Source organism: Rhizobium sp. BK181 (assembly GCF_014193305.1).
Taxonomy (GTDB): domain Bacteria; phylum Pseudomonadota; class Alphaproteobacteria; order Rhizobiales; family Rhizobiaceae; genus Rhizobium.
On sequence record NZ_JACHZA010000001.1, the window covers coordinates 645,739 to 671,062 of the forward strand.

Below are 25,324 nucleotides of genomic sequence, written 5' to 3' on the forward strand. Positions count from 1 at the left end.
CGCCACGGGAGCGGGCGCAACGGGCTTGAAAAATTGGTGACGGAGGCGCTCGTCGTCCAAGCGCCAAAAACCCGGACCTTCCGGCCGCTTAGCGCGCGCGGAAGGCCGGGCCGATAATTCGTATCGTGATCGCCAGCCGGAACTTGTTCATCGCGCCGGTTCATAGGCGCTTTTACAGGGAAAAGGAAGAGGGATTTCATGGCCGCGCGGCACAGAAAAGCCGCGGACACCTCGGTCCGCGGCTTCCGTTTTGAAGCAATGGTCAGGCGCGTGCCGTCACCTTTGCCGGGGTCAGCACATTGACCACGACCGCGACGATGATGTTCAACGCCAATGCTAACAGACCGATGTAGACCGTGACAGCGGTCTCTCCCATGGCGATCGGCTGTAGCGGTTTCCAGCCGGCATTCCAAACCAGATAGGTGCCGCCGAAGAAGCCGACGAACCAGCCGGCCAGCAGCCCCGGTGCCCGGAACCAATTGGTATAAAGGCCGAAGATCAGCGCCGGAAGCGTCTGAAGGATCCAGATGCCGCCGAGAAGCTGGAGGTCAAGCGCGAACTGGGTTGGCAGGAAGAGGATCACCAGCAGCGCACCGACCTTGACCACGAGTGAGGTCACCTTCGCCACCTTGGCCTCGCCGGCATGTGTCACCTGAGGATTGACATAGGCCTTCCAGAAATTGCGGGTAAAGAGGTTGGAAGCGCCGATGCTCATCACTGCCGCCGGCACCAGCGCGCCAATGGCAATCGCCGCGAAGGCGAAGCCCGCAAACCAGCTCGGGAACAGCGTCTGGAAAAGCGCCGGCACGACATCGTTGGCACTTTCGAGCTTCAAGCCAGCCGCATGTCCCATGTAGCCGAGCAGCGCCAGAAGGCCGAGCAGCAGCGTATAGGCCGGCAGCAGCACCGCATTCTTGCGGATCGTGTTGCCGCTCTTCGAGGCAAAGATGCCAGTCAGCGTGTGCGGATACATGAAGGCCGCAAGCGCCGATCCGAGCGCCAGCGTCGCGTAGGCGACATACTGGTTTGGCAGAAGAAGTAGGCTGCCGGAACCCTTGGCCTGGAACGCCGCATCGGCGGCGGCAAAGACGTTGGCATAGCCGCCAAGCTTCGATGGGATCAGCGCCACGGCGGCGATCACCACGATGTAGATCATGATGTCCTTGACGAAGGCAATCAGCGCCGGTGCCCGCAGGCCCGCCGAATAGGTGTAGAGCGCGAGCACAATGAAGGCGATCGCAAGCGGCACCTCGCCGTGGAGACCGAGCGCCTTCAGGGCTGCCGTCATACCGACGAGCTGCAGGGCAATATAGGGCATCGTGGCAATCACGCCGGTGGCGGCGACCGCAAGCTCCAGCCCCCGCGACCCGTACTGGCCGTGGACCACGTCGGCGGCCGTCACGTAGCCAAAATCACTCGCCCGCTTCCAAAGCACGGGCATGACCATGAAGACGAACGGATAGACGACGATGGTGTAGGGCAGCGCGAAGAAGCCGTAGGCGCCGACAGTATAAACCAAAGCCGGAACGGCGATGACGGTGTAGGCGGTATAGAAGTCGCCGCCAACCAGGAACCAGGTGACCCAGGTACCGAAGCTGCGGCCGCCAAGACCCCACTCGTCGAGATGGTCAAGTGTTTTCGGCTTGCGCCAGCGGGAGGCGACGAAGCCCATGACCGTGACTAGCACGAAGAAGAAGATGAAAACGGCAAGCGCGGTGGCGTTGAGATCAGTCGTCATCGCGCATGCTCCGGTAGGCGATCCAGGTTAGAAAGGCGGTAACCGGCACCCAGGCCAGCTGATACCAATAGAAGAAGGGGAAGCCGAAGAGGACAGGGTCGTGAAAGTTGTAGAAGGGAACCCATAGGAGCCCGATATAGGGAATGATGAGCAGCCAGCAGACCGCCGTTCCAAACCTCTTATCCATTTGAAGAATGCCTTTCGATGCTGGGGGGCGCAGCGAATCCGCGTCTTATCAAATAGATGACATATCCCTGCGAGCGCACACGACAAGCATCGCCGCCCCGAAAGAGCCACAATTTTCGAAGGTCGCTTGAGCCTCAGACGAAGCAGATCTTGCGATCAAGCTCTCCGAGCGACTGCACACCTGTAAGCAGCGCCCTTGCCTCTTCCTTGTCTCGATTCATCTGCTCAACAAGGGGATCGAGGCCGTCGAACTTCAGTTCAGGGCGCAGGTAGCCGAAGAAGGATACGGAACAGATCTGCCCGTACAGGTCGCCGCTGAAATCGAAGAGGTAGGTTTCGAGCAGCGGCGCACCATTGGCGGTGACCGTCGGCCGCCGACCGTAGCTGGCGACGCCGTCGTGCAGCGTACCGTCAGCAAGACGGAAGCGAACGGCGTAAATGCCCGCCTTGAGATCGGCTTCGGCCGGCAACTGCATGTTCGCAGTCGGGAAGCCGAGCTGGCGCCCTAGCTTCTCGCCGCCGATCACTTCCGCTTCGACGGTATAGTGATAGCCGAGCATCGCCGCTGCCTCGCTGACATTGCCGTCTTTCAGCAATTCGCGCACATGGCTCGAGGAGACGACGTCAGTATTCTCGTCACGAAACGCGTCGATCAGCGTAACGCCGAAGCCGTATTTCTGGCCGGCTTCCATCAGGAAGGCCGGACCGCCTTCCCGGCCTCGGCCGAAATGAAAGTTGAAGCCGGTCACGACCTCTGAGGCGTCAAGCCAGTCCTTGAGGATCGAATGGATGAAATCGTCGGCCGAACGCTGCGAAAACTCCCTGTCGAAGGGGTATTCAATGACGGCGTTGAAGCCGATCGCTTCGAGAAGCCGAGCCTTGAGCGGCGCAGGCGTCAGGCGAAAGACCGGCTGATCGGGCCGGAAGACCGTACGCGGATGCGGCTCGAAGGTGAGGACAAGCGCCGGAATGCCGCGATGCCGCGAAATCTCTAAAGCCCGGTTCAGCACGGACTGATGCCCACGATGCACGCCGTCGAAGTTGCCGATGGCGACCACGCCGCCACGCAGCTGGGCCGGCAGTGGTTCACGGGTTTCGTTGCGGTGAAAAACGGTCATCGGCTGGCTTTTCTTGTGCTGGGGTCTTTATGCGAGACGAGGCATCCACCACTTCGGTGATACTTTTTCGCGCTCCAGAAAGGCCGTCAGGATGGCTTCGTCCGTCTCTCCGTTCAGCGTGTATTCCTTCGCGTGGATGCCGCCGCTGATATAGAGGAGGTCGAGGCCGTAATCGAGAGCACCACGAACATCGGTCGGCATTCCGTCCCCGATTGCAAGGACACGGCCCTTCGGAAACTCCCCATGGGCTTCGCGGGCAACAGCCAATACGGCGTCGTAGATCGGCTTGTGCGGCTTCCCGGCAATGCGGGTTTGTCCACCGAGCTGATTGTAGTAGGCCGCCATCGCGCCGGCGCAGGGGATGATCTTGTGGCCGCGCTCGACAACCAGGTCGGGGTTGGCGCAGATCATCGGCACGCCGCGCGCCTGAAACGCCTTCAGCATCTCGCTATAGTCTTCTGGCGTCTCGGTTTCGTCGTCGAAGAAGCCGGTGCAGACAACGGAGTCGGCATCCCCCGCATCGACGCGCTCCACGCCAAGCCCCTCGATGATCGCCAGGTCGCGCTCCGGCCCGAGCAGGAATACCTTCTTCGGCCCCTCGGCAATGAGGCCCCGCGTGACATCGCCCGACGTGACAATCCGATCGTAGGCGCCATCCTGGATGCCGATCTGCCGGAGTTGTTCCACCACCTGCGGAGCAATGCGCGGCGAATTTGTGATGAGAACAACAGTCAACCCCTCGCCGCGGGCCGCTTCCAGCGCGGCAGCCGCCTTCGGGAACGGATCGACGCCATTGTGCAAGACACCCCAGACATCGCAGAACACCGCGTCATACTGGCTGGTGATTTCCGCAAAGTTTTCGATCCGCTTGGCCATTCCGATGTCCCGATGTCGTTAAGTCACGGGTGACATCGCAAAGGCCTGCCGGGATGGCAAGGCATTTTGCGCTGCGGCTGCAAAAAACCGAAACGAGCCGACTAGAGGACGGCGGCGGCAGCCTTGGCCAACAGGCCTGCGGCGGTGGATATGCCAATCACCGTCAGGATGCCCTTCTTGAAGCGAAACAGCAGAACGGACGCCAGCAAGAAGATCACGAGCGCGGCGGCATCGAGCGTCCCCCACTGCGGCCAGGCAACGCTGATGATCGGCAGGCCGGTCTTGCCGGAAAAGAGCGCGACGCGGCCAACTTCGGCAAAGAGCACATGCAGGCCGAACCAGAGCGCAAGATTGAGAATGACGCCGACGACCGCAGCCGTAATCGCCGAAAGGGCGGCAGAGAGCTTCTCGTTGTTGCGCAGCTTCTCGATGTAGGGAGCCCCGGCGAAAATCCAGATGAAGCTCGGCACGAACGTCGCCCAGGCAGCGAGGAAGGCGCCGAGAACGCCACCGGCAAGGGGCGCCATCGCAATGGGATTGCGATAGCCAGCGAGGAAACCGACGAAACAGAGGACGAGGACAAGCGGCCCAGGCGTCGTCTCGGCAAGGGCCAGTCCATCGAGCATCTCGCCGGGCTGAAGCCACGCGTAGTGGCCGACGGCAACCTGCGCGACATAGGAAAGGACGGCGTATGCGCCTCCGAAAGTGATGACGGCCATCTTGGAGAAGAAGATGAAGACGGCGCCGAATACATTGGTTTCGCCGCTCAACGTTTCGGCGATCAGGTCCATCGGCGCGTCGAGGCCACGAATGAAGAAGAGCGGTGACTGCCAGACGAGGATCCAGAACACCAATACCACGAGCGGCCTTGCGATCGCATGCGGCGTGACTGCAGGAAGTCGTTCGCGGCGGGCGGTTTGCGGCATCGGCGTTGCCAACCCACGCTGGCGATACTTCATCCACAGCAGTCCTGCTGCTCCGGCGAGGACAATGATGAGAGGAAACGGCAGGTTCAGCATGAAAAGCGCCAGGAACGAGGCCCCGGCGACATAGTAGTGAAAGCGCTCCTTCAGAGCCCGGCGGCTCACCCGGAGCAAGGCCTCGATGACGATGGCCAGGACCGCTGCTTTCACTCCGAAGAAAAGCGCGGGAAGCCAGGCCGCTTCCTGAAAGACGGCGTAAAGGCTCGACAGGATCAGGATGAGCAGAAAGCCCGGCAGTATGAACAGCAGGCCGGCAATCAGCCCGCCACGGACACCGTGCATCAGCCAGCCGATATATGTGGCCAGTTGCTGGGCTTCGGGGCCGGGCAGCAGCATGCAGAAATTAAGCGCGTGCAGGAAGCGTTCCTCAGAGATCCAGCGCTTCTCGTCGACAATGGTCTTGTGCATGAGGGCGATCTGACCGGCCGGCCCGCCGAAGCTCAGGCAGCCGATCCACGCCCAGACGCGAACCGCCTCTCGCAGCGTTGGTGCCGCCACGATGTCTTCTGCCGCGATTGCCTTATTCACGGTTGCCGCCCCTCTTGCCCCAAGGCGCTCGATATCATTGGCACGCCTTTACGACAATCCTAGCGACAGGTGGGCGGCAGTGATCTCTTTCGAGGAAAGAAGCTTAGGGAACGGTGGTCAGCGCACGGCCTGTCGCACTTCCGACAAGGATATGCTGTTAAGCCTGCTTGAGACGACGGCGAAGAAAAATTCAGGCCGTCCTTGACTCCCCGATGGGCCACTCCTAAATGCTGCCTCGCTAGCACTCCCCAATGGCGAGTGCTAACACCCATCCGTGCGGGCCGCTCTCGGCCTGCGAGTGTCATTTGATCGAGGGATTAGACAATGGCAAGCACCAACTTCCGCCCCCTTCACGATCGCGTCGTCGTTCGCCGCGTTGAGTCCGAAGAAAAGACCAAGGGCGGCATCATCATTCCGGACACCGCCAAGGAAAAGCCGCAGGAAGGCGAAATCGTCGCCGTCGGTTCCGGCGCTCGTGACGAGTCCGGCAAGGTCGTCGCTCTCGACGTCAAGGCTGGCGATCGCGTTCTGTTCGGCAAGTGGTCCGGCACCGAAGTCAAGATCAACGGCGAAGACCTTCTGATCATGAAGGAAGCCGACATCATGGGCATCATCGGCTAATCAGCCGTTTTCCCTTTCCGATTTTAGCCACGGGCCCAAAGCCCGGACAACTCGAATTCAGGAGTTTCAATCATGGCAGCTAAAGAAATCAAGTTTGGCCGCACAGCGCGCGAAAAGATGCTCAAGGGCGTCGACATTCTCGCTGACGCAGTGAAGGTAACGCTCGGCCCGAAGGGTCGTAACGTCATCATCGACAAGTCCTTCGGCGCTCCGCGCATCACCAAGGACGGCGTTTCGGTCGCCAAGGAAATCGAACTCGAAGACAAGTTCGAAAACATGGGCGCCCAGATGGTCCGCGAAGTTGCTTCGAAGACCAACGACATCGCCGGCGACGGCACGACGACTGCAACAGTTCTGGCCCAGGCGATCGTTCGCGAAGGCGCCAAGGCAGTTGCTGCCGGCATGAACCCGATGGACCTGAAGCGCGGCATCGACCTCGCTGTCGCTGAAGTCGTCAAGGATCTCCAGGCCAAGGCCAAGAAGATCAACACGTCGGAAGAAGTCGCACAGGTCGGCACGATCTCCGCAAACGGCGAAAAGCAGGTCGGTCTCGATATTGCCGAGGCCATGCAGAAGGTCGGCAACGAAGGTGTCATCACCGTCGAAGAAGCCAAGACCGCTGAAACCGAACTCGAAGTCGTCGAAGGCATGCAGTTCGACCGCGGCTACCTCAGCCCGTACTTCGTGACCAACCCGGAAAAGATGATTGCGGACCTCGAAGACGCCTTCATCCTCCTGCACGAGAAGAAGCTCTCGAACCTCCAGGCCATGCTGCCGGTTCTCGAAGCTGTCGTTCAGACCGGCAAGCCGCTCCTCATCATCGCTGAAGACGTCGAAGGCGAAGCGCTTGCTACGCTCGTCGTCAACAAGCTGCGCGGCGGCCTGAAGATCGCTGCTGTCAAGGCTCCTGGCTTCGGCGATCGCCGCAAGGCCATGCTCGAAGACATCGCTATCCTCACGGGCGGCACCGTCATCTCCGAAGACCTCGGCATCAAGCTCGAATCCGTAACGCTCGACATGCTCGGCCGTTCGAAGAAGGTTTCGATCTCCAAGGAAAACACCACGATTGTCGACGGCGCTGGCGCCAAGTCCGACATCGAAGGCCGCGTTGCACAGATCAAGGCTCAGATCGAAGAAACCACTTCGGACTACGACCGCGAAAAGCTGCAGGAACGCCTTGCCAAGCTCGCTGGCGGCGTTGCCGTCATCCGCGTTGGCGGCTCCACGGAAGTCGAAGTCAAGGAAAAGAAGGACCGCATCGACGACGCGCTCAACGCAACGCGCGCTGCTGTTCAGGAAGGCATCGTCCCCGGCGGCGGTATCGCCCTGCTCCGTTCTTCCACGAAGATCGCTGCAAAGGGTGCAAACGACGACCAGGAAGCTGGCATCAACATCGTTCGCCGCGCCCTGCAGGCTCTGGTTCGCCAGATCGCTGAAAACGCAGGCGACGAAGCTTCGATCGTTGTCGGCAAGGTCCTCGACAAGAACGAAGACAACTACGGCTACAACGCCCAGACGTCCGAATATGGCGACATGATCGCCATGGGCATCGTCGACCCGGTCAAGGTTGTTCGTACGGCTCTGCAGAACGCAGCTTCGGTTGCTTCGCTGCTGATCACCACCGAAGCCATGATCGCCGAGCTGCCGAAGAAGGATGCTCCTGGCGGCATGCCTGGCGGCATGGGCGGCATGGGCGGCATGGACATGATGTGATAGGCGCAAGCCTATCGTTGAAGCGTCCATAAAGCTTCACCGATCTATCTCCGGTTTCCCCGGAACAGGAAGGGCGGTCTTCGGACCGCCCTTTTCGTTTCGGCGTGCGATTCGCCGAACAGCAATTGTGTTCGTTTTTCCAATCCTCAGATGAAACGTTTAAGCAGCGATGTGAGCATGCCTCGCGTCAATCGAGGCTTTCGCAAGGCTTGCGCGCTTGCATTTTTTCTACCGCGGACTGCTTTCCGCGCTGACGCAATTTCGTGCATGTTTTTCACACAAATGGCAGGTGAAACCGCTTACACCCCAGAAAATTGTCCATCTTTGGTGCTTTCTGTGCCCCTCGAATAGCTTTCCTGCCGTTTTTCCACTCACAGTGGAGACCGGCACTATGCAAAAAGCAGATTGCCGTTTGCATAAAAGCGCCTATAAATCCGCGCTGCATTCGGCGCGCGTTCATCCGCCGACGGTCGCGATCCAATTCGCTGCCGACCACGGGAACGCGAGGGCGAGCTCGGGAAAAACCCCTCCCGAAAATACATCAGAAGTTGTGCGTTTTCCCGCGAAATTGGAAGCGGCTCCGGTAGAAGTGCCGACATCCAGACCCCATTTCGCAGGTGGCCGAGCATGATGCGCGGCGCAGCATGAACCTGCCCATTCTTGCCGGACGTGCAGCGGGGGAAGCTGTACCTAAGCTGGGGAAAAATTTGTTCAAAATTGCTAAAACCACCACCGCGGCACCGCTCATGCCGGGTTCACTCGACATCAGCAATCACGATCCTGACCTGCTGGCGCAGTTTTCCATTTCCGAGACCTGGGTCGGAGATTTTTCCACGGGCATCATCCACCTGAAGGAATGGAGCGCGATGCTGCACGGGCTGCCTGCGCGGGAATGCGGCCTTGTCAGCCTTATGCGCTGCTACGACCCGAAGGATCACGATCACATCCTGGACCTCTTCGAGCAGGCCGCGACTCTCTCTTCATCGTTCTGCTTCTCGACCACGATCATGATGCCGAATGGCTTCCGCCAGCCCTTGTTCTGTATGGGCGAGTCGAACGGTCATGATGACGCCTCCCATGGCAGCTTGCTCGGCGTTTTTGTCTTTCCGCGATTCAAAACCAACACCGGCAGCGAGTTCGCGCGGCGCCAGTAATACCATCCGCGCACAAAAAAGCCGGCCCCTGAAAGGCCGGCTTTGTCGTTGCCATGTTTCGGCTTATGCCGGACGCGCCGGGATGTTGAATCCCTTCTCCGATGCCGGCCTGGCGATACAGCGTTCAAGCCAGTCCATCACGGCCGGGAAGCTCTTGTAGTCCAGCACTTCGCGTCCGCCATAGAAAATGTCGGCGCCGCGGAGCCACGGGAAAGTGGCGATATCGGCGATGGTATAGAGATCGCCCATGATCCACTGGCGGCCCTGCAGGCGCGCTTCCAGCACGCTCAGCAAGCGCTTGGATTCGTCGCGATAGCGCTCCATCGGGTAGGAGTTGTTGGCGACCTTGTCGGCCGCAAACTTGTAGAAGTGCCCGAATTGCCCGAACATCGGTCCGATACCAGCCATCTGGAAGAAGACCCACTGGATCGTCTCGTAGCGCCCTGCTGCGTCTGATGGAATGAGCTTGCCTGTCTTCTCGGCGAGATAGAGCAGGATCGCGCCGGACTCGAAAATGCCGATCGGCTTTCCGTCCGGACCATTGGGATCGATGATCGCCGGAATGCGGCCGTTCGGATTGAGCGACACGAATTCGGGAGATTTCTGGTCATTGGTGTTGAACGAGATCAGGTGCGGCTCGTAGGACAAGCCGAGTTCCTCAAGTGCGATCGAAATCTTCACGCCGTTCGGCGTCGGCAAGGAATAGAGCTGGATAACGTCGGGGTTCGCTGTCGGCCAGCGCGTCGTGATCGGAAAAGCGGAAAGATCAGCCATTGGGGTCTCCATCTTGGGTGGCCGACCATAGAAGAGGGTTATTGCCAATGGCAAGCCGCCATCGCCACCGATCCGTCGTTCAATAATAGAGAACAAAGTGTCCGCTTCCGTCTATCTTTTCACGACGGCAAAAAAAGGCGACAAAACGGCATCCGAGGTTGAAACCGTGCCGGGGGCACAGAGACCTCAAACGTCATTCACAAACGGAGACTTTGTCCCATGTCGAATACCAATAACGCCATCATTCTTGTTGCTCGTATTCTCCTCTCCTTCATGTTCATCTATGCCGGCTTCGGCAAGCTGACCGATCCGGCTGGCACGGCCGGCATGATCGCCGGTGCTGGTCTTCCGGCCTCCAGCGCGCTTGCCTATCTCGCAGGTGCCTTTGAATTCGTGACCGGTCTTGCCGTCCTCGTCGGCTACCAGACCAAGATCATCGGCTGGCTGCTTGCCGCGTTCTGTGCATTCACCGCCATTGTCTTCCACCTGCCGACCGTCAACGTTCCGGACTTCCCGGCCGCTGCCCTCGGCTGGATCAATGCCTTGAACCAGATCATGGTCATGAAGAACTTCACCCTGGCTGGCGCTTACATCTTCCTCGCGATCGTCGGCCCCGGCCTCTATTCGCTCGACGCACGCCGCGGCGTCTACGCAGTCGCGTAAGCAATCAGGCTCCTCCCAAGCATAAAAAACCCGCCGTCAGCTGACGGCGGGTTTTTTTGCGTTTCGGCCTGACGATCGCTCAGAGCGCCGAACGAACGGCGTCGATCAGCCGCTGAACAGTCGCATCGCCAGCGTGGCTTTCCTTGCGCGCCCGGACGAAGCAGGCTTCCGAGCGAAGGATGACGCCGTCGGACAGGACCTTCAGATTGTTCGCGCGAAGGGTCGAGCCGGTCGAGGTGATGTCGACGATGATATCGGCTGATCCCGAGGCAGGCGCCCCTTCGGTTGCCCCCAGGCTCTCGACAATCCGGTAGAGCTGGATGCCGTGCTGGCTGGAGAAGAACTGCTGCGTCAGCCGCCAATATTTCGTGGCGATCGCCAGACGGCGGCCGTGACGGGCGCGAAAATCGGATGCAACGTCGCCGAGATCGGCCATGGTGTCGACATCGAGCCAGATTTCGGGAACGGCAACCACGACATCGGCATGGCCGAAGCCGAGCCGCGCGCAGACCTCGACGCGTTTGTCAGCCTCCGCCAAACCTTCGCGAACGAGGTCTTCGCCGGTGACGCCGAAATCGACGGTGCCGTTGCCAAGCTCGCGAGAAATCTCCGAAGCCGAGAGGAAGGCGACTTCGACGTCGTCCCAGCCTTCGACGCGCCCGCGATAGGAGCGATCGTTGCCGACAGCGGTGATCCTGATGCCGGCGCGTTCGAAGATCGCCGAGGCATCGTCCTTCATCCGGCCTTTGGAAGGCAATGCGATGGTAATCGTCATCAGGCAGCCCTCTCCGCTTCGATGCGATCCAGCCAGAGCGAGAAGCCAACGGCGGGAATGCGTTCCTTGGCGCCCAAGAAGGTCATCAACCGGTCAAAACGACCGCCACCGGCGAGAACCGCGGACGTGCCCTGCACGCCGATCTCGAAAACCAGGCCGGTGTAGTAGTCCAGCGGACGCCCAAAGGCTGCGCGGTAGTCGATCAGCGCCAGATCGACGCCGGCATTGGCCAAGGCGGCAACGCGACCGTCGAACCGTGCCAGCGCGTTGCCAAGCTTGAGGCCCGCGGCATCGGCAAAGCCGGCTAGCGCCGCCGAGGCATTGATCAGCGGCACGTTCAGCGACAGGAATTCCTCCAGTACGCGGAAGGCCGCATCATCAAGGCGCGTTTCGGAGAGGATCAGCTTCTCCTTCAAGCGGCGCGCGATCTCCAGCGGCGAGCGGCTCGCATTCGTCGAGTAGCCTGTCGCCTGCATCGTCGCATCGATGTGCGCAACAAGCGCTGCTTCATCGTCGGCGGCAATCAGATGCGCGATCTCGTCACTGAGCCCGGTCACGAACTGAGGGCTGACGAGGCTCGCCAGCAGAGCTTCGAGCTGACTCATGTTGCCGAAGGCATGGATCAGCCGTTTCTGCCACCCGAGCGGCAGACCAAGCGCCTGTACGACTGCCTCAAAGACGGCCTGGTCGCCCAGCGTAACCGAAAAATACTTGCCGGGAACGACGCGCTCCAAGACGCCGATCGCGTCACCGATCGCCCGTGCATCAGCAGCGGCTATGTTGATGTCACCAAGATCCTCGATCCCGGCCTGATAGAATTCGCTCCCGCCTTCGCGCCGTTGGCGGAAAACTTCACCGAGATAGGAATAGCGCTTCGGCGTGCCGGTGGCGCTCTCGATATGGCGCAGACAGACAGGGATCGTGAACTCCGGCCGCAGGCAAAGACTGGCGCCCGTCTCGTTTTCGGTCATGAAGATACGCCGGCGAAGATCCTCCCCGGCAATATCAAGAAACGGTTCGGCCGGCTGGATGACGGGCGTATCCACCCGCTCCGTCTTTCGCGCCGCAAACTCTGAGAGGAGCTCGCCGGAAAAGTCCGGTAGATTGATCAGGGCCATCTCAGCCCGCCCTATTCCGGTCTTCGGCCTGCGCCGCCAGAATTGCCTTCACCTTGGCGACGAGGTCGCCTTCCGCAACCGTTTCCTGGGCAACACGGGCCTCACGCCAGCTGGCATTGTCCTCGATCTCGCCCGACAGGCGCTTGCCCTCGATCAGGTCCTTGATCTGCACGACGCCCTGCGCCCGCTCGTCACCTCCCTGGATGATGGCGACAGGGCAGCCGCGGCGGTCGGCATATTTCAACTGGTTGCCGAACTTCTTCCAGTTGCCCTGGAACATTTCGGCGCGGATGCCGGCGGAGCGCAAGTCCTGCGTCATGCGCTGGTAGCGGCCCATCGCGTCGACATCGCCGTCCATGACCGTGACCAGAACCGGCTCGATGACCTCGGCCTGGCCGAGCTTGCCGAGGTTCTTCAACGCCGTCATCAGACGGGAAACACCGATGGAGAAGCCGGTAGCCGGCACCGGCTGGCCCATGAAGCGGGAGACGAGGCCGTCGTAGCGACCACCACCGCCGACGGAACCGAAGACGACCTTCTCGCCCTTCTCGTTGGTGACATCGAACAGAAGCTCGGCTTCGTAGACGGGGCCGGTGTAATATTCGAGGCCGCGCACGACCGACGGATCGATCTTGACGCGGTCGGACTGGTAGCCCGCGCTTCTGACCAATGCGCCAATGAAATTCAGCTCTTCAACGCCTTCAGCACCCTTGGATGTGCCGGCAACGAGTTCCGCCAACTGGGCTGCGCTTTCGGCATAATCCTTGATGCCGACAAAGAAGAGGACCTTGTCGATCTGGCTCTGGTCGAGGCCTGCGCCCTTGGTGAAATCGCCGGACTCATCCTTGCGGCCGGGGCCGAGCAGGAGTGCCACGCCCTCAGGACCGAACTTGTCGAGCTTGTCGATGGCGCGCAGCACGTTGAGGCGCTGGCCGACCTTGTCATCGCCTCCGAGACCGATCGCTTCGAGAACGCCGTCGAGAACCTTGCGGTTGTTGACGCGGATGACGTAATCGCCGCGCTTGATGCCGAGGGCTTCCAGCGTATCGGCCATCATCATGCACATTTCCGCATCGGCCTGGACGCCGGGAGCACCGACGGTATCGGCGTCGAACTGCATGAACTGGCGGAAGCGACCTGGGCCTGGCTTCTCGTTGCGGAAAACGTAGCCGGCGCGATAGGTGCGGTATGGCAGCTGGATCTCGTTGAAATTCTCGGCGACATGACGGGCGAGCGGAGCCGTCAGGTCGTAGCGCAAGCTCATCCACTGCTCGTCGTCGTCCTGCAGCGAGAACACGCCTTCGTTCGGCCGGTCGGCATCAGGCAGGAACTTGCCGAGCGCATCGGTGTATTCGAAGAGCGGGGTTTCGACAGGATCGAAACCATAATGCTCGTAGACTTCCCGGATCTTCGCGGTCATTTCGTTGACGGCGCGAATATCGGCTGCCGAGCGATCGACGAAGCCGCGGGGAAGTCTGGCCTTGAGCTTTTGTGGTTTCTTCTGCTTGTCGTTCATTTCCAAGGTATTCCGCTCGCTGTGACAGTGGCGGTTTCCTAGCGGAAAGGGCCGGATGCGGCAAGGGCGAAGGCCCTTGATCCGGACCGCAGAATCGATTGAACGAGTAGGAATGGATCGAATGGCAGGAGCTCTATCATGATCGCGGAGGCGCTTCTCTATGCCGCGACCGTTCCGGTGACGCTGAAGGCGCATCGCCGGTTCATCCGATACTCCGTCAATCTCTGGTCCCGCGCCGGCCGCTGCAGCCGGCAATGGGCAGAGCACGAGGAGAGGAGCAAGGACGCCGTAAGGAGCGCCATGGCCGGCCTGCGGCAGAGGAGAACGGCGGTCATCCTGGGATCCGGCTTGCTGCGCGACGTACCGATCGAGGAGCTGGCCGGGACGTTTGATACTGTCGTGCTCGTCGATCTCGTGCATCTCGCCTCGACACGCTTGTGGCTGCGGCGGAAAGGCTACAAGAACGTTCGGCTGATAGAGCGCGACCTTTCGGGCTATGACGACCTCGCGGCGGGCAGGCAGCCGGAACCCCTCGCCTTCCTGAGAACCGTTCCGTATCTCGACTTCGTGGTCTCGGCCAATCTCCTCTCGCAGATCGGTCGAGGCGTGAAACGACGCTTCGAGGCGGAGCAGGAAGGCGCGCTGCCCGCCGATACGGTCGCACAGCTGATCCAGGCGCACCGGTCGGCATTGGAAGCGGCGCCTTGCAAGACTTGCCTGATCACCGATGTCTCCCATGCCGTCATCGACCGCACCGGGAAGGTCCATGAAGAGGCCGACTTGCTGCATGGTGTGTCGCTGCGATCGGTTCAAGCCGATTGGACATGGCCGGTGGCGCCGCTCGGCGAGGAAAGCGCCGACTATCAGATCGTGCACAAGGTTGTTGCGGCATATTGAGCGTCGGCTCGTCCGTGCTCGGGTCTCGCTCGGGGCGAGTCGCCAGTTCGAGCACCGCCGAGGCGGCCCTCAGTTGACAAATGGCGGGCAGCCCATAGTCTGCGTGTACGCCTTTGAGATCGCAACCGCTCGAAGATGGGGATCATGCCTATGGCGAAGTGCATGAGACGGTTTCTGTTAGCGCATCTTGCTCTTTGCCTCACAGCTTTCGCGGCAGCCGCTGCGACGCTCGATACGATCAATGAGCGCAGCAGCGTGCGCATCGGCTACATTGCCGACGAAGCGCCCTTTTCCTCCAGCAAACCGGGCGCCAATCCGACGGGATATGCCATCGACCTCTGTGGCAAAATCGCCGACGAAATCGAACACCAGGTTCCGCAGCTGAAGCGCGAATACATCGAGACGACTCTCGCCGGCGGCTTCGACGCGGTGAAGAATGGAGAGGTCGATCTGCTTTGCGGTGCGATCACCGTCAATTTGAAGCGGCGGGAAATCGTCGACTTCTCGCAGCCCATCTTCCTGACCGGGGCGACTGCGCTGCTCCGCAAGGATTCGCCCAACTATCTGCAAACGCTTTTTCTCGAGAAGCCTGCTGTTCGCGCCGTTAGCGAGCATGTCGCATCGACGCGCGTCATCGGCGTGCGTGCCAACACGACGACGGGAGTGACACTGCGCGAAGCGCTGGCAACTCAGGTATCGAAGACCAAGCTTGCCGATTTCCAGACGCATGAGGACGGGCTCGCCGCACTCGAGGATCGCAAGATCGATGCCTATATCGCGGATCAGGCGCTGCTCGCCAGCCTGGCTTCGCGGGCGCGCGATCCGTCCTCGCTCGAGATCGGCGATCGCCTGTTTACGCACGAACCCTATGCGATAGGGCTGCGTCGCGACGACGCCGACTTCCGCTTGCTGGCCGATCGTGCCTTGACGGCTTTCTACCTGTCGGACGATTTTCTGCCGCTGCTAGAAAGCTATTTCGGAGCGGAGGCGGCACCGATGCTGCACACGCAAATCATCATGGAGCATGTGCCCGATTGATATCAAATGCGGACCGAAGCGTACGGGCCGTCTATTTGGGTCGATGGGCGCTGGGCGGACGCTGCGAAGAGCGACTTCGAAAGGGAAGACCATTTTGAGCCAGCAGCGTCCCTGCGACGCTGTCATGCGAACCACTTGATTGTGGTCTAAGGTAGCAATGGCTATATTGATTTTGCAGCCACAGGTTTGTCGTCGGAGGGGGCGGCCATGCGGATCGCGATCATGGGGTCGGGCGCCATCGGCGGCTATCTTGGTGCACGGCTCGCTGTCGCGGGCCATGATGTCACTTTTATTGCCCGGGGGCGCCACCTCGAGGCAATGCGAAGCAACGGACTGCAGCTTGAAAGTCCGCTCGGCAATCTCAGCCTGCCAGATGTGAAGGCGACTGCGACGCCCGGCGAGGTCGGCCATGTCGACATCGTTTTCTTCGCCGTCAAGCTCTATGACAGCGACACGGCGGCTGCGGCAATCGTGCCGATGGTCGGGCCGGAAACGAGAGTGGTGACGTTGCAAAACGGCATCGACAGCGTCGAGACCCTGGGTCGGCTGGTTCCGCCGTCACAGGTTGTCGGCGGCGCTGCCTACATTTCGGGATACATAAAACAGCCCGGCCTGATCGTGCATCTCGGTGGTGCAGGGCAGTTCTATATCGGCGGGCATCGTGACCCGGTGATCAGTGCGTTGCTCGCGGCATCCATCCAGGCCGGAGACATTGGGCTGCAGACGGTCGAAGATATCGATCAGACGCTCTGGACCAAGTTCGTGACGCTCTGCGCGTTCTCGGGTGCGACCAGCTTAATTCGATCCGGAATTGGATCGATCCTGACAGATCCTGAGTCTCGCACATTCCTTGCCCAGTTGCGGGATGAGGGCATGGCGGTGGCGAGGGCAGCCGGTCACCCGATGCAGGACGAATATGAAGCGTACGCTGAATCAATCTGGCAGAACCTGCCGCCCAATACGCGCTCATCGATGGCCAATGATCTCTTGAACGGAAAACCACTGGAACTTGCCTGGCTTTCAGGGCGAATGCACGCGCTTGGGAACGGCCTTGGCATAGCGACGCCATCACACACGGCGGTTTATCGCGCGCTGCATCTCTACGCGAAGGGTACACTCAACTCCACGGCTGACGGCTTTTCTGGGAGGGAAACGAATGGAGACCTTGCGAAATCAGGCTGAAAGCACTGCTTCGGCGGCCACCGACGATGCACAAGCCATGTTCAATAAACATCTGGCAACTTACCGGAAGATCGTCGGCGAAAACCTCATGTTTCACCGCGAGGTCTATGGCTTGCTGCGCACCCTGTTGTCCCAGGAGATGCCGAAGCCGTTCAAGTTTCTCGATATCGCTTGCGGGGATGCAGTTGCCTCGGCGGGTGCGTTGAAGGGGAGTGCCATCGGCCACTATTACGGGATCGACCTCTCTCCTCAGTCGTTGGATCTCGCGAGGGAATCGCTGAAGGACTTGCCGTGCCCTATCGACCTGCGGTGCGGCGATTTTGCCGAGGAAATGGCCGACTGGTCCGACACCGTGGACTTCGTATGGATTGGCATGTCGCTGCATCATCTCCAGCCGGACGGAAAGGTCCGATTGATGAAAGATGTGCGCGATACATTGAGCCGTGACGGCCTATTTTTGATCTGGGAACCCACCCTTCTCGATGAGGAAAACCGGGAAGAACATTTTGATCGGTTCTCGGCCTATCGTAATGTGTGGGCTGCATTAACGGACGAAGAATTTGCGGCGATGGACGCGCATATGAGGCTCGCCGACTTCCCGGAAAAGGCCGACACATGGAAGGCGATGGGCCGTGAAGCCGGGTTTTCCGAAGCTGAACAAATATTCCTGATGCCCAATCGCTTCGGGAGAGTCTATCAATATAGGAACTAGTGTCAGCTCGCCTTGGTTGTTGGGTCGCCCTGCCGGAAGGAGTGGCCTTCAAGGCCGCGCATCCTTCCGGTGTCTTTCGGACCGCCATCTGATGTTCGCCTCGGGCCGATGTGGCCCACACGACCAGTGTCTGCCAAATCCGCAAAATGCAGCTTGGCTTCTTTGCGTCGTGTTCCTATTTTGACGGCATGCGCTTTTTTGCAATCATCGCGATGGCACTTGCCTGGATGGCCTACGGCACCATGTCCGCCTGGGCTGGCTGTCCGACATGCCTGTCGATGCATACCGTCGCAGCGACCTCCAGTGTCGAACACCATCATGTGGCCGGAATGGACATGGGCGAGAACGCGAAATCCGCGCCTGCGCAACAGGATCCGTGTTCAGCCAGCGGCATGGTGCACATGCCCTTCTGCTCAGCCTGTCTGGTCGTGCCGCCGCCGATGGTGTTCGCGGCAGCCGGAAAGCACGTATTTTCCTACCCTGCTCCTGGACCGGCCGATGCGATGCGGGATGCACGCCCTCAGCCCCTGGCGCCGCCTCCCCGGCTTGTCTGACCGGTTTTCATGAAACGCCGCGGCTTCGGCCGCGCATTGAACCCCAGTATCAGACAGAGGAAGGTAATCCCATGTCTCTGAAAACTCTCGCTCTTGCTGCAACGCTTGCCCTCTCTGCCACGCCCCTCTTCGCGGAAGATGCGCCGATGGACATGAGCAAGCCGATGGGCGATCACAGTGCATCGAGCCACGCGTTCGCGGAGGCGAACGCGAAGATGCACAAGGACATGATGCTCAAATATAGCGGCGATACCGACGTCGACTTCGTCCGGGGCATGATCCCGCACCATCAGGGCGCGATCGACATGGCGAAGATCGAATTGCAATACGGCAAGGATCCGGAAATCCGCAAGCTGGCGGAAGCCGTGATCAAGGCCCAGGAGGCCGAGATCGCCGACATGCAGGCCTGGCTGAAGGCGCACGGCAAGTAATAGCCAAGGACGCCGGAGCAGCAAGCCCCGGCGTCCGTTTCACGAAACGTCAATCAGGCCTTCGGCTGGAATGGCTCCGGCCGACGGCCGGCACCCTGTCGCGAAAGCATCCAACCCGGATATTCAGGCGCAAGCTCGCTGACCTCATCGAGTTTCTTCAAATCGTCCGCATCGAGTTTCAGGTTGACCGCCGCCAGGTTCTGGTCGAGTTGCTCGACCCGCTTGGCGCCGATGATGACGGTTGTCACGAACGGCTTCGCGAGAATGTAGGCAAGCGCGACAGTAGCGACGCTCGTGCCGTGCTTTTCGGCGATCTCGCGCATCACGGCAACGCAGGCCCAGGCGCGATCCTTGTCGACTGGCGGGAAGTCGAAAGCAGCGCGGCGACCTTCGCCGTTGCCAGGCGCTCCCGGCCCATACTTGCCGGAGAGTAGGCCGCCCGCCAGTGGCGACCAGACCATCAGGCCGAGCTTCTCCTCCTGCATCATCGGCACGATGTCGCGTTCCAGATCGCGGCCGGCGATGGAATAGTAGGCCTGCACCGTCTCGAACCGAGCGAAGCCGCGACGCTCGGAGATGCCAAGCGCCTTGGCAATGCGCCACGCCTGCCAGTTGGAAACGCCGACATAGCGCACCAAACCACGAGAAACGAGATCGTCGAAGGCGCGCAGCGTCTCGTCGATCGGCGTGACTGTGTCGGTGGCGTGGATCTGATAAAGGTCGATATGATCGGTCTGAAGACGCTTCAGGCTGGCCTCGACCGAATCCATGATGTGCCCGCGCGAAGCGCCACGATCATTCGGCTTGTCGCCCATGGTGCCATAGACCTTCGTGGCAATCACGACGTCCTTGCGGGGAACGCCGAGGTTTTTCAGTGCCTGGCCGAGCAGTTTTTCGGACTCACCGAAGGAGTAGACATCTGCCGTATCGATGAAGTTGACCCCTGATGCCAGCGACTTTTCGACGATTTGATCGGCAGCCTTCTGGTCGACGTCAGCGATGGAACCCCAGAGATTGTTTTCGCCGGCGGCACCGAATGTCATCGTGCCGAGGCAGATTTCCGAGACGAACAGTCCCGTATTTCCAAGTTGATTGTAACGCATGGTCGGAGATTTCCTTGTGACGGCCGCGAGCGCGACCTAAAGACGGTTGAATGATTTTTTGGTTATTGGCCTGGTCGAGACAGGAACAGCCAAAATGCGGCTGTGCGAGAGGCCCTATCGATGTAAGGCGAACCGACGGTATTTCAACGTGTCCGTTACCATCCGACCATTCGCATCCCCTTGTTTCGCGCCCGGCCTCCAATAAATTCTACTTGATGACTCGGAGATGACGGATGACGACCCGCGCGCTGACAACCATCGGCTTCGATGCCGACGACACGCTCTGGCAGAACGAGCAATATTATCGGCTGACCGAGGCGCATTTCACCGAACTGCTGGCTGATTTTGCAGACGGCCCGAGGGTGTCGGAGCGACTGCTCGAGGCCGAGAAGCGCAATCTCCGCCACTACGGCTTCGGCATCAAGGGATTTACCTTGTCGATGATCGAGACGGCGATCGAAGTCACCGAAGGCAAGGTCCCTGCCAGCGTCATTGCCAGCATTCTCGACACCGGCCGAGACCTGCTTTCCCACCCGGTCGAGACCCTGCCGCACGTTCAGGAGACGCTGGCGGCACTCTCGGAGAACTACCTGCTGGTGATGATCACCAAGGGCGACCTGTTCGATCAGGAGCGCAAGTTGGCGCAATCCGGGCTCGGTGATTTCTTTCACGCGGTCGAGATTGTTTCCGACAAGACTGCTGTAACCTACCGCCGGATCTTCTCCAAGGTCGGGGGTGGCCCGGAACGGGCGATGATGGTCGGCAATTCGCTGAAATCAGACATCGTCCCAGCGATCGCCGCCGGCAGCTACGGCGTCTTCGTGCCGCACGAGCTCACCTGGGTGGTCGAGCATGTCGAGGAGCCGAAAGATGCGCCGCGCTTCCGCAAGATCGAACATCTGGGGGAACTGCGCGGCCTGATCGAAGGCCTCGGCTAACCTGCTGTCACCTTGGAGGAAAGAGCGGCGACGGCGATTGCTTGTCGGCGGGAGCAGCCGGTGGCGGTGCTGCCGCCTGAGGCTCGACGAGAATGCTGTAGGGCGCGCCTAGCCCCCGGCGTGGCGAGACCTTGGAGTAGTAGGGCCGCAGCAGCCAGGTGGTGCTGTCCTTCACCGTGATATTATAGCTTTCGCCATCCTCGTCCGTCCCGAAGATCGCCTCATCATCGGGTGTCGCGAGATTAAAGATCGAGAGGAAAGCAAATTTGCTCTTGGTCGAGAAGCTGATCTTCACATGCTGGCCAGCCTTGACGGGAAGCGTGTAGACGCGTCCGTTGCCGAATTTCGTCCAGCCCTTGAGTTCCATAGTGGCGGCCGGAAACTGCAGTTTCTCCAGTCGTTCGCCAGGCTGCAGCTCAGGTGACTGCGCGAACGCAGCGGACGCCAGCAGGCACAAGCCGACGGTTGCCGCGAGCCCCTTCATGGGCGCACCAGCGCATCGCGCATCGCTTCCACCTCGGCGCGACAGTAGCAACCTTCGACGTGATCGTTGACGAGACCCATTGCCTGCATGAAGGCATAAACTGTGGTCGGACCGACAAACGTCCAGCCGCGCTTCTTCAGATTCTTGGAAATGACGACCGATGTCGGCGTTGTCGGGTTGGCCATGACAGTGGCGCGATCGACCACCTTCGGGCGATCGCTATGGCCGGGCTCGAAGCTCCAGAAATAGCGGGCGAGCGACCCGAACTCCTGCCGCAACTCGATAGCTCGGCCAGCATTGTTGATCGTCGAAACGATCTTGCCGCGATGACGCACAATGCCGGGATCGGCAAGGCAGCGCGCGATATCGGCGTCGTCGAAGAGCGCGACCTTCTCGAAGTCGAAGCCGGCAAAGGCAGCGCGAAAGTTCTCGCGCTTACGCAAGATGGTGAGCCAGGAAAGACCCGACTGGAACCCTTCCAGGCAGATCTTTTCGAAGAGGCGGATATCATCGGTGACGGGTCGTCCCCACTCCTCGTCGTGATACTTGAGGTAGTCCGGGAGGTTAGCGTGCCAGTGACAGCGGCTCTTGCCGTCTTCACCGATGATGATGCCCGTATCGCTCATGTCTCGCTTCGCTCTCCTGCTGCGAATCCGGCTTTACCATTTGCAAACTCTGTTTCCAAACCGAACGATAACCCTGACGAAAAGTTTATCTCTCGCTTCGGATTCGAATGAGTTCAAATTTACCATTCGCTGGCGGGAACGGTGGCAGCGTGAAGCAAGGCGGCCGCTGCCGTCCGCACATTTTCGGCCATTTGTAGAGAGTCCGTCCGATGATGAAATCCCTTTTGCTCGCCGCAGCGATGCTCGGCGTCTTTTCCACGGCTGCGCTCGGCGACGACCGCTACACGACGCGCCCGCCGGTCGTGTTGAGCCCAGATCTCGCAGCCCCGTGGACCATGCAACTCGGCGGCGGCAAGGTTCGCCCCGTCGTTTACCGGCAACCGGCCTTCGCGCCGCGTGGTCTATTCACGTCCGGCGTCTTCGGTGGCACTCCTGCTACCAGGGCACAGCCGGTATCCGCCACTAATCCCGGCGTTCCCGTCATCCGTCGTCAGCTTGAGCCGCAGTATCTGCCGCAGATTGTCAGCTACGACACCAAGGAGCGGCCCGGCACGATCGTTATCGATACCAACAACCGCTTCCTCTATCTGGTGATGGACGGCGGCAAGGCTCGGCGTTATGGCGTCGGCGTCGGCAAGCCGGGCTTCGAATGGGCTGGCGTGCACAAGATCACCCGCAAGTCCGAGTGGCCGGACTGGACGCCGCCGTCGGAAATGATCGGTCGCGAAGCCGCCAAGGGCCATTATCTCCCGGCGCGCATGGACGGTGGGCCTGCGAACCCACTTGGCGCACGCGCCATGTACCTCGGCTCTACCCTTTATCGCATCCACGGCACCAACGCCCCCTGGACGATCGGCAATGCCGTTTCTTCCGGCTGCATCCGACTGCGCAACGAAGACGTGGTTGACCTTTACGAGCGCGTAAAGGTTGGAACTCGCGTCATCGTCATGTAAAGGCTCATCAATACCGGCACGGAGCCAAGCATAGTTGCAATTAAACATCGCAGCTGCCTCATTCCGCCCCCGACATCTTGAACTGGATCGAAGTTCGGTTAGCTTCGGTCCGGTTTTGCTTTGAGGGAATCAAATATGCTGAAATTCGCGACGGCTCTCGCAGCCGCCGGCCTTCTGGTCTCTTCCGTATCCACATCTGTGTCGGCACAGCCGATCGCGCCCGCTCATGACGCTGCGCCTGTCGTTCGGGTCGCCGTGCAGCCGAAATCGGTCAAGCCGCAGTTCAAGCGCCAACGCGTCCACCTCGTCACCAACGAGGCACCCGGCACCATCATCATCGATACCAACAACAAGTTCCTTTATCTCGTCGAGACCAAGGACCGCGCGACGCGCTACGGCATCGGCGTCGGTCGCGAAGGCTTCGGCTGGTCGGGCGTCGTCAAGATCGGCCGCAAGGCAGAGTGGCCGGGCTGGACGCCACCGCCTGAAATGCGGGTTCGCGAAGCTGCGAAAGGCCACATCCTCCCCGCCTACCAGGAAGGTGGCGAAGACAATCCGCTCGGCGCCCGCGCGATGTATCTCTACAAGGGTGGCAATGACACGAGTTTCCGCATCCACGGCACGAACCAGCCGTGGTCGATCGGCCTCAACATGTCGTCTGGCTGCATTCGCATGATGAACAAGGATGTGATGGATCTCTACGATCGCGCTCCTGTCGGCACGAAGGTCATCGTTGTCGGCCCAGGCAACAAGCAGGGCGAAATCAGCTTCGACGATCGCGGCATCGACATCCTGCGGACGCTATTCGGCGGCTAATGCAAAATATTTGGCGGCCGGCGACGGCCGCCTACTTCGATCCGCAACTGACCTTGCCGGTCACGCTAAGCGGCTTCGCGCCGCCCTCAAGAGCAAGCTCATAGGCGCCCGAGAATGTCGTCATCGATTTGCCGCGCTGGCCAGCGGTCACGATCAGGCTGACGCCCTGCCCCTTAGGGTCGTCTCCATCCTCATAGAATACTTCCAGCCGCAATTCGCCATCGTGTGACCAGTGGTGCGTCAGGTTCTCCGACGTCACGGCAATCTTCTGTAGCGCCTGGGGCGCATCCCCGCTCTTCACCACAAGAGCGCCGCGAAAATGATTGAGCTTGTGGCCGCCTTCCGCCTCGAAACCGCTTTCCACCGTGAAGCGCACATTCTTGTCATCCGCCGAGCAGAAGAAACGAGTGGCTGCGTGGGCGGCATTGGTCGCACCGCAAAGAAGCGTGAACGCGAGGATGGTGCGGTACATAGCGGGCTCCTGAGATTGCCGGACGATCCAGCGCCGCTAAGCTAAGGGCAAATCCTTTAATTTTTCCGGTATATCTCCGCCGTGGGCCCAGTCCAGCAGTTGGACCGTGTGAACGATCGGAATTGCTGTCCCGGTCGCGATCTGCATCATGCAGCCGATGTTGCCGGTTGCGATCACATGCGGCTTCGTCGCCTCGATATTCCTGACCTTGCGGGTCTTGAGCGCTTCGGAAATATCGGACTGCATGATGTTGTAGGTACCGGCAGATCCGCAACAGAGGTGGCCTTCCGCGGGATCGCGGACGTTGAAGCCGGCCGCCTTCAGCAGCTGCTTCGGCGCCATCGTGATCCTCTGGCCGTGCTGCATCGAGCAGGCGGAGTGATAGGCGACGATGACGCCTTTCGGCATCTGGGCCGGCAGGTCAAGCGACGCAAGATACTCGGTGACATCCTTCGCCAGCGACGAGATGCGCGCCGCCTTTTCGGCGTAGGCGGGATCGAGCCGCAGCATGTGACCGTAATCCTTGATCGTCGTGCCGCAGCCGGAAGCGGTGATGATGATCGCGTCGAGCCCACCCTTTTCGAGTTCACCCGTCCACACATCGACGTTGGCGCGTGCGCTTGCCAGCGCCTGCTCTTCGCGTCCCATGTGATGGACGAGCGAGCCGCAGCAACTTTCCCCCTCGGGTACGACCACCTCGACACCCAGTCGCGTCAGCAGCTTGATGGTCGCCTCGTTGATGCCTGGATCGAGGACTGGCTGCGCGCAGCCGGTTAGGATCGCGACGCGTCCGCGCTTTTCACCGGCCGCCGCGTGGCTTGCCGGTGCTGCATAGATCGAGGCGGGAGGGATATGTCGCGGCGCCAGCGCCAGCATTGCGGCAAATGGCTTCAATGCGGGCGAGTGCTGAAGGAACCCGGCAAACGGTCGGCCCACCGACGACAGCTTGATCGCAAGGCGAAACCGATCAGGATATGGCAGGACAGCGGCAAGGATGGCGCGCACGAGCCGGTTCATGAAAGGACGCTTGTAGGTCTTCTCGATGTGTGCCCGTGCATGGTCGACGAGGTGCATGTAGTCGACCCCGGAGGGACAGGTCGTCACGCAGGCGAGACACGAGAGACAGCGGTCGATATGGGTGACCACCTCGGCATCCGCCGGGCGCCCGTTTTCCAGCATGTCCTTGATCAGGTAGATGCGCCCGCGCGGGCTGTCGAGTTCGTTGCCGAGCGTCACATAGGTCGGACAGGTCGCGGTGCAGAAGCCGCAATGCACGCATTTGCGCAGGATCTGCTCGGATTCGGCGACATGAGGGTCGGCAAGCTGGGCGGGCGTAAAATTGGTCTGCATTGCCT

General features: G+C 60.5%; 27 protein-coding genes. 13 read left to right on the forward strand and 14 right to left on the reverse strand.

Going from position 1 to position 25,324, the window contains the following annotated elements; all coding sequences use genetic code 11:
- Positions 1 to 262 precede the first annotated feature (262 nt).
- The 5 genes from mctP to chrA form a co-directional block, all read right to left on the reverse strand.
- Entirely contained in the window at positions 263 to 1,738 is a 1,476-nt protein-coding gene (gene mctP / locus FHT77_RS03190) for a monocarboxylate uptake permease MctP (RefSeq protein WP_183752431.1), read from the reverse strand.
- A complete protein-coding gene (locus FHT77_RS03195; RefSeq protein ID WP_114711644.1) occupies positions 1,728 to 1,925 on the reverse strand; it encodes a DUF3311 domain-containing protein in 198 nt (65 codons plus the stop codon). Before FHT77_RS03195 ends, mctP begins: the two co-directional genes overlap by 11 nt.
- Before the next feature lie 133 nt (positions 1,926 to 2,058).
- The gene (locus FHT77_RS03200) at positions 2,059 to 3,042 is read right to left on the reverse strand and encodes a bifunctional riboflavin kinase/FAD synthetase (RefSeq protein ID WP_183752433.1); all 984 of its coding nucleotides are present in this window, start codon (positions 3,040 to 3,042) and stop codon (positions 2,059 to 2,061) included.
- A gap of 27 nt (positions 3,043 to 3,069) precedes the next feature.
- A complete protein-coding gene (locus FHT77_RS03205) occupies positions 3,070 to 3,918 on the reverse strand; it encodes a TIGR01459 family HAD-type hydrolase (RefSeq protein WP_183752434.1) in 849 nt (282 codons plus the stop codon).
- Between the two features lie 101 nt (positions 3,919 to 4,019).
- Complete coding sequence (gene chrA / locus FHT77_RS03210; RefSeq protein ID WP_183752437.1) at positions 4,020 to 5,429, reverse strand: chromate efflux transporter; 1,410 nt, start codon at positions 5,427 to 5,429, stop codon at positions 4,020 to 4,022.
- A gap of 324 nt (positions 5,430 to 5,753) precedes the next feature.
- On the opposite strand from chrA, the gene groES reads away from it, so the two are divergent.
- The 3 genes from groES to FHT77_RS03225 all read left to right on the forward strand — a co-directional run bounded on the left by groES (position 5,754) and on the right by FHT77_RS03225 (position 8,917).
- Positions 5,754 to 6,050, forward strand: coding sequence for a co-chaperone GroES (gene groES, locus FHT77_RS03215; protein WP_004675403.1), 297 nt, complete (start codon positions 5,754 to 5,756; stop codon positions 6,048 to 6,050).
- A gap of 72 nt (positions 6,051 to 6,122) precedes the next feature.
- Positions 6,123 to 7,763, forward strand: a complete 1,641-nt coding sequence (groL, locus tag FHT77_RS03220; RefSeq protein WP_183752439.1) for a chaperonin GroEL — start codon at positions 6,123 to 6,125, stop codon at positions 7,761 to 7,763.
- Between the two features lie 707 nt (positions 7,764 to 8,470).
- Positions 8,471 to 8,917, forward strand: coding sequence for a hypothetical protein (locus FHT77_RS03225; protein WP_183753865.1), 447 nt, complete (start codon positions 8,471 to 8,473; stop codon positions 8,915 to 8,917).
- A 63-nt stretch (positions 8,918 to 8,980) separates the two neighbouring features.
- On the opposite strand, the gene FHT77_RS03230 is transcribed toward FHT77_RS03225, so the two are convergent.
- The gene (locus tag FHT77_RS03230) at positions 8,981 to 9,691 is read right to left on the reverse strand and encodes a glutathione binding-like protein (protein ID WP_183752441.1); all 711 of its coding nucleotides are present in this window, start codon (positions 9,689 to 9,691) and stop codon (positions 8,981 to 8,983) included.
- Positions 9,692 to 9,910: 219 nt separating this feature from the next.
- Between FHT77_RS03230 and FHT77_RS03235 the strand changes: the two genes are divergently transcribed.
- On the forward strand, positions 9,911 to 10,354 hold the full coding sequence (locus FHT77_RS03235) for a DoxX family protein (protein WP_183752443.1): 444 nt from the start codon (positions 9,911 to 9,913) through the stop codon (positions 10,352 to 10,354).
- Between the two features lie 79 nt (positions 10,355 to 10,433).
- On the opposite strand, the gene hisG is transcribed toward FHT77_RS03235, so the two are convergent.
- Genes hisG through hisS form a run of 3 tightly spaced genes read right to left on the reverse strand, consistent with a single transcriptional unit; the run spans position 10,434 to position 13,763 of the window.
- Positions 10,434 to 11,129 carry an ATP phosphoribosyltransferase gene (gene hisG, locus FHT77_RS03240; protein WP_183752445.1) on the reverse strand — a complete coding sequence of 232 codons (696 nt, stop codon included), beginning with the start codon at positions 11,127 to 11,129 and terminating at the stop codon, positions 10,434 to 10,436.
- Complete coding sequence (locus FHT77_RS03245) at positions 11,129 to 12,247, reverse strand: ATP phosphoribosyltransferase regulatory subunit (protein ID WP_183752447.1); 1,119 nt, start codon at positions 12,245 to 12,247, stop codon at positions 11,129 to 11,131. The genes hisG and FHT77_RS03245 overlap by 1 nt, the downstream gene beginning before the upstream one ends.
- A 1-nt stretch (position 12,248) precedes the next feature.
- The gene (gene hisS / locus FHT77_RS03250) at positions 12,249 to 13,763 is read right to left on the reverse strand and encodes a histidine--tRNA ligase (RefSeq protein ID WP_183752450.1); all 1,515 of its coding nucleotides are present in this window, start codon (positions 13,761 to 13,763) and stop codon (positions 12,249 to 12,251) included.
- Positions 13,764 to 13,901: 138 nt separating this feature from the next.
- Between hisS and FHT77_RS03255 the strand changes: the two genes are divergently transcribed.
- The 6 genes from FHT77_RS03255 to FHT77_RS03280 all read left to right on the forward strand — a co-directional run bounded on the left by FHT77_RS03255 (position 13,902) and on the right by FHT77_RS03280 (position 18,577).
- A complete protein-coding gene (locus FHT77_RS03255; RefSeq protein WP_183752452.1) occupies positions 13,902 to 14,660 on the forward strand; it encodes a hypothetical protein in 759 nt (252 codons plus the stop codon).
- Positions 14,661 to 14,822: 162 nt separating this feature from the next.
- Positions 14,823 to 15,698, forward strand: coding sequence for an amino acid ABC transporter substrate-binding protein (locus tag FHT77_RS03260; protein ID WP_246719633.1), 876 nt, complete (start codon positions 14,823 to 14,825; stop codon positions 15,696 to 15,698).
- A 207-nt stretch (positions 15,699 to 15,905) separates the two neighbouring features.
- Positions 15,906 to 16,880 carry a ketopantoate reductase family protein gene (locus FHT77_RS03265; RefSeq protein ID WP_183752456.1) on the forward strand — a complete coding sequence of 325 codons (975 nt, stop codon included), beginning with the start codon at positions 15,906 to 15,908 and terminating at the stop codon, positions 16,878 to 16,880.
- Entirely contained in the window at positions 16,855 to 17,592 is a 738-nt protein-coding gene (locus FHT77_RS03270) for a class I SAM-dependent methyltransferase (protein ID WP_183752458.1), read from the forward strand. The genes FHT77_RS03265 and FHT77_RS03270 overlap by 26 nt, the downstream gene beginning before the upstream one ends.
- A 188-nt stretch (positions 17,593 to 17,780) precedes the next feature.
- Positions 17,781 to 18,146: a hypothetical protein gene (locus FHT77_RS03275; protein ID WP_246719635.1), complete on the forward strand. Its 366-nt coding sequence runs from the start codon at positions 17,781 to 17,783 to the stop codon at positions 18,144 to 18,146.
- A 71-nt stretch (positions 18,147 to 18,217) separates the two neighbouring features.
- Positions 18,218 to 18,577 (forward strand): DUF305 domain-containing protein, encoded by a 360-nt coding sequence (locus FHT77_RS03280; RefSeq protein ID WP_183752460.1) that lies wholly within the window; start codon positions 18,218 to 18,220, stop codon positions 18,575 to 18,577.
- A 53-nt stretch (positions 18,578 to 18,630) separates the two neighbouring features.
- Here FHT77_RS03280 and FHT77_RS03285 read toward each other — a convergent pair whose 3' ends face one another.
- Positions 18,631 to 19,680, reverse strand: coding sequence for an aldo/keto reductase (locus FHT77_RS03285; protein ID WP_183752462.1), 1,050 nt, complete (start codon positions 19,678 to 19,680; stop codon positions 18,631 to 18,633).
- Between the two features lie 233 nt (positions 19,681 to 19,913).
- On the opposite strand from FHT77_RS03285, the gene FHT77_RS03290 reads away from it, so the two are divergent.
- Complete coding sequence (locus FHT77_RS03290) at positions 19,914 to 20,618, forward strand: HAD family hydrolase (protein ID WP_016552882.1); 705 nt, start codon at positions 19,914 to 19,916, stop codon at positions 20,616 to 20,618.
- Positions 20,619 to 20,625: 7 nt separating this feature from the next.
- On the opposite strand, the gene FHT77_RS03295 is transcribed toward FHT77_RS03290, so the two are convergent.
- The gene (locus FHT77_RS03295) at positions 20,626 to 21,102 is read right to left on the reverse strand and encodes a hypothetical protein (protein WP_183752464.1); all 477 of its coding nucleotides are present in this window, start codon (positions 21,100 to 21,102) and stop codon (positions 20,626 to 20,628) included.
- A complete protein-coding gene (locus FHT77_RS03300; protein ID WP_183752466.1) occupies positions 21,099 to 21,728 on the reverse strand; it encodes a DNA-3-methyladenine glycosylase I in 630 nt (209 codons plus the stop codon). Before FHT77_RS03300 ends, FHT77_RS03295 begins: the two co-directional genes overlap by 4 nt.
- 209 nt (positions 21,729 to 21,937) lie before the next feature.
- On the opposite strand from FHT77_RS03300, the gene FHT77_RS03305 reads away from it, so the two are divergent.
- Together FHT77_RS03305 and FHT77_RS03310 are read left to right on the forward strand one after the other, a co-directional pair.
- Positions 21,938 to 22,681, forward strand: a complete 744-nt coding sequence (locus FHT77_RS03305) for a L,D-transpeptidase (RefSeq protein ID WP_183752468.1) — start codon at positions 21,938 to 21,940, stop codon at positions 22,679 to 22,681.
- 135 nt (positions 22,682 to 22,816) lie between these two features.
- Positions 22,817 to 23,497: a L,D-transpeptidase gene (locus FHT77_RS03310; RefSeq protein WP_183752470.1), complete on the forward strand. Its 681-nt coding sequence runs from the start codon at positions 22,817 to 22,819 to the stop codon at positions 23,495 to 23,497.
- A 31-nt stretch (positions 23,498 to 23,528) separates the two neighbouring features.
- Here the strand turns inward: FHT77_RS03310 and FHT77_RS03315 are convergent, their stop codons facing one another.
- Positions 23,529 to 23,969, reverse strand: a complete 441-nt coding sequence (locus tag FHT77_RS03315) for a hypothetical protein (protein WP_183752473.1) — start codon at positions 23,967 to 23,969, stop codon at positions 23,529 to 23,531.
- Positions 23,970 to 24,005: 36 nt separating this feature from the next.
- Positions 24,006 to 25,319 carry a glycolate oxidase subunit GlcF gene (gene glcF / locus FHT77_RS03320; RefSeq protein WP_183752475.1) on the reverse strand — a complete coding sequence of 438 codons (1,314 nt, stop codon included), beginning with the start codon at positions 25,317 to 25,319 and terminating at the stop codon, positions 24,006 to 24,008.
- Between the last annotated feature and the right edge of the window lie 5 nt (positions 25,320 to 25,324).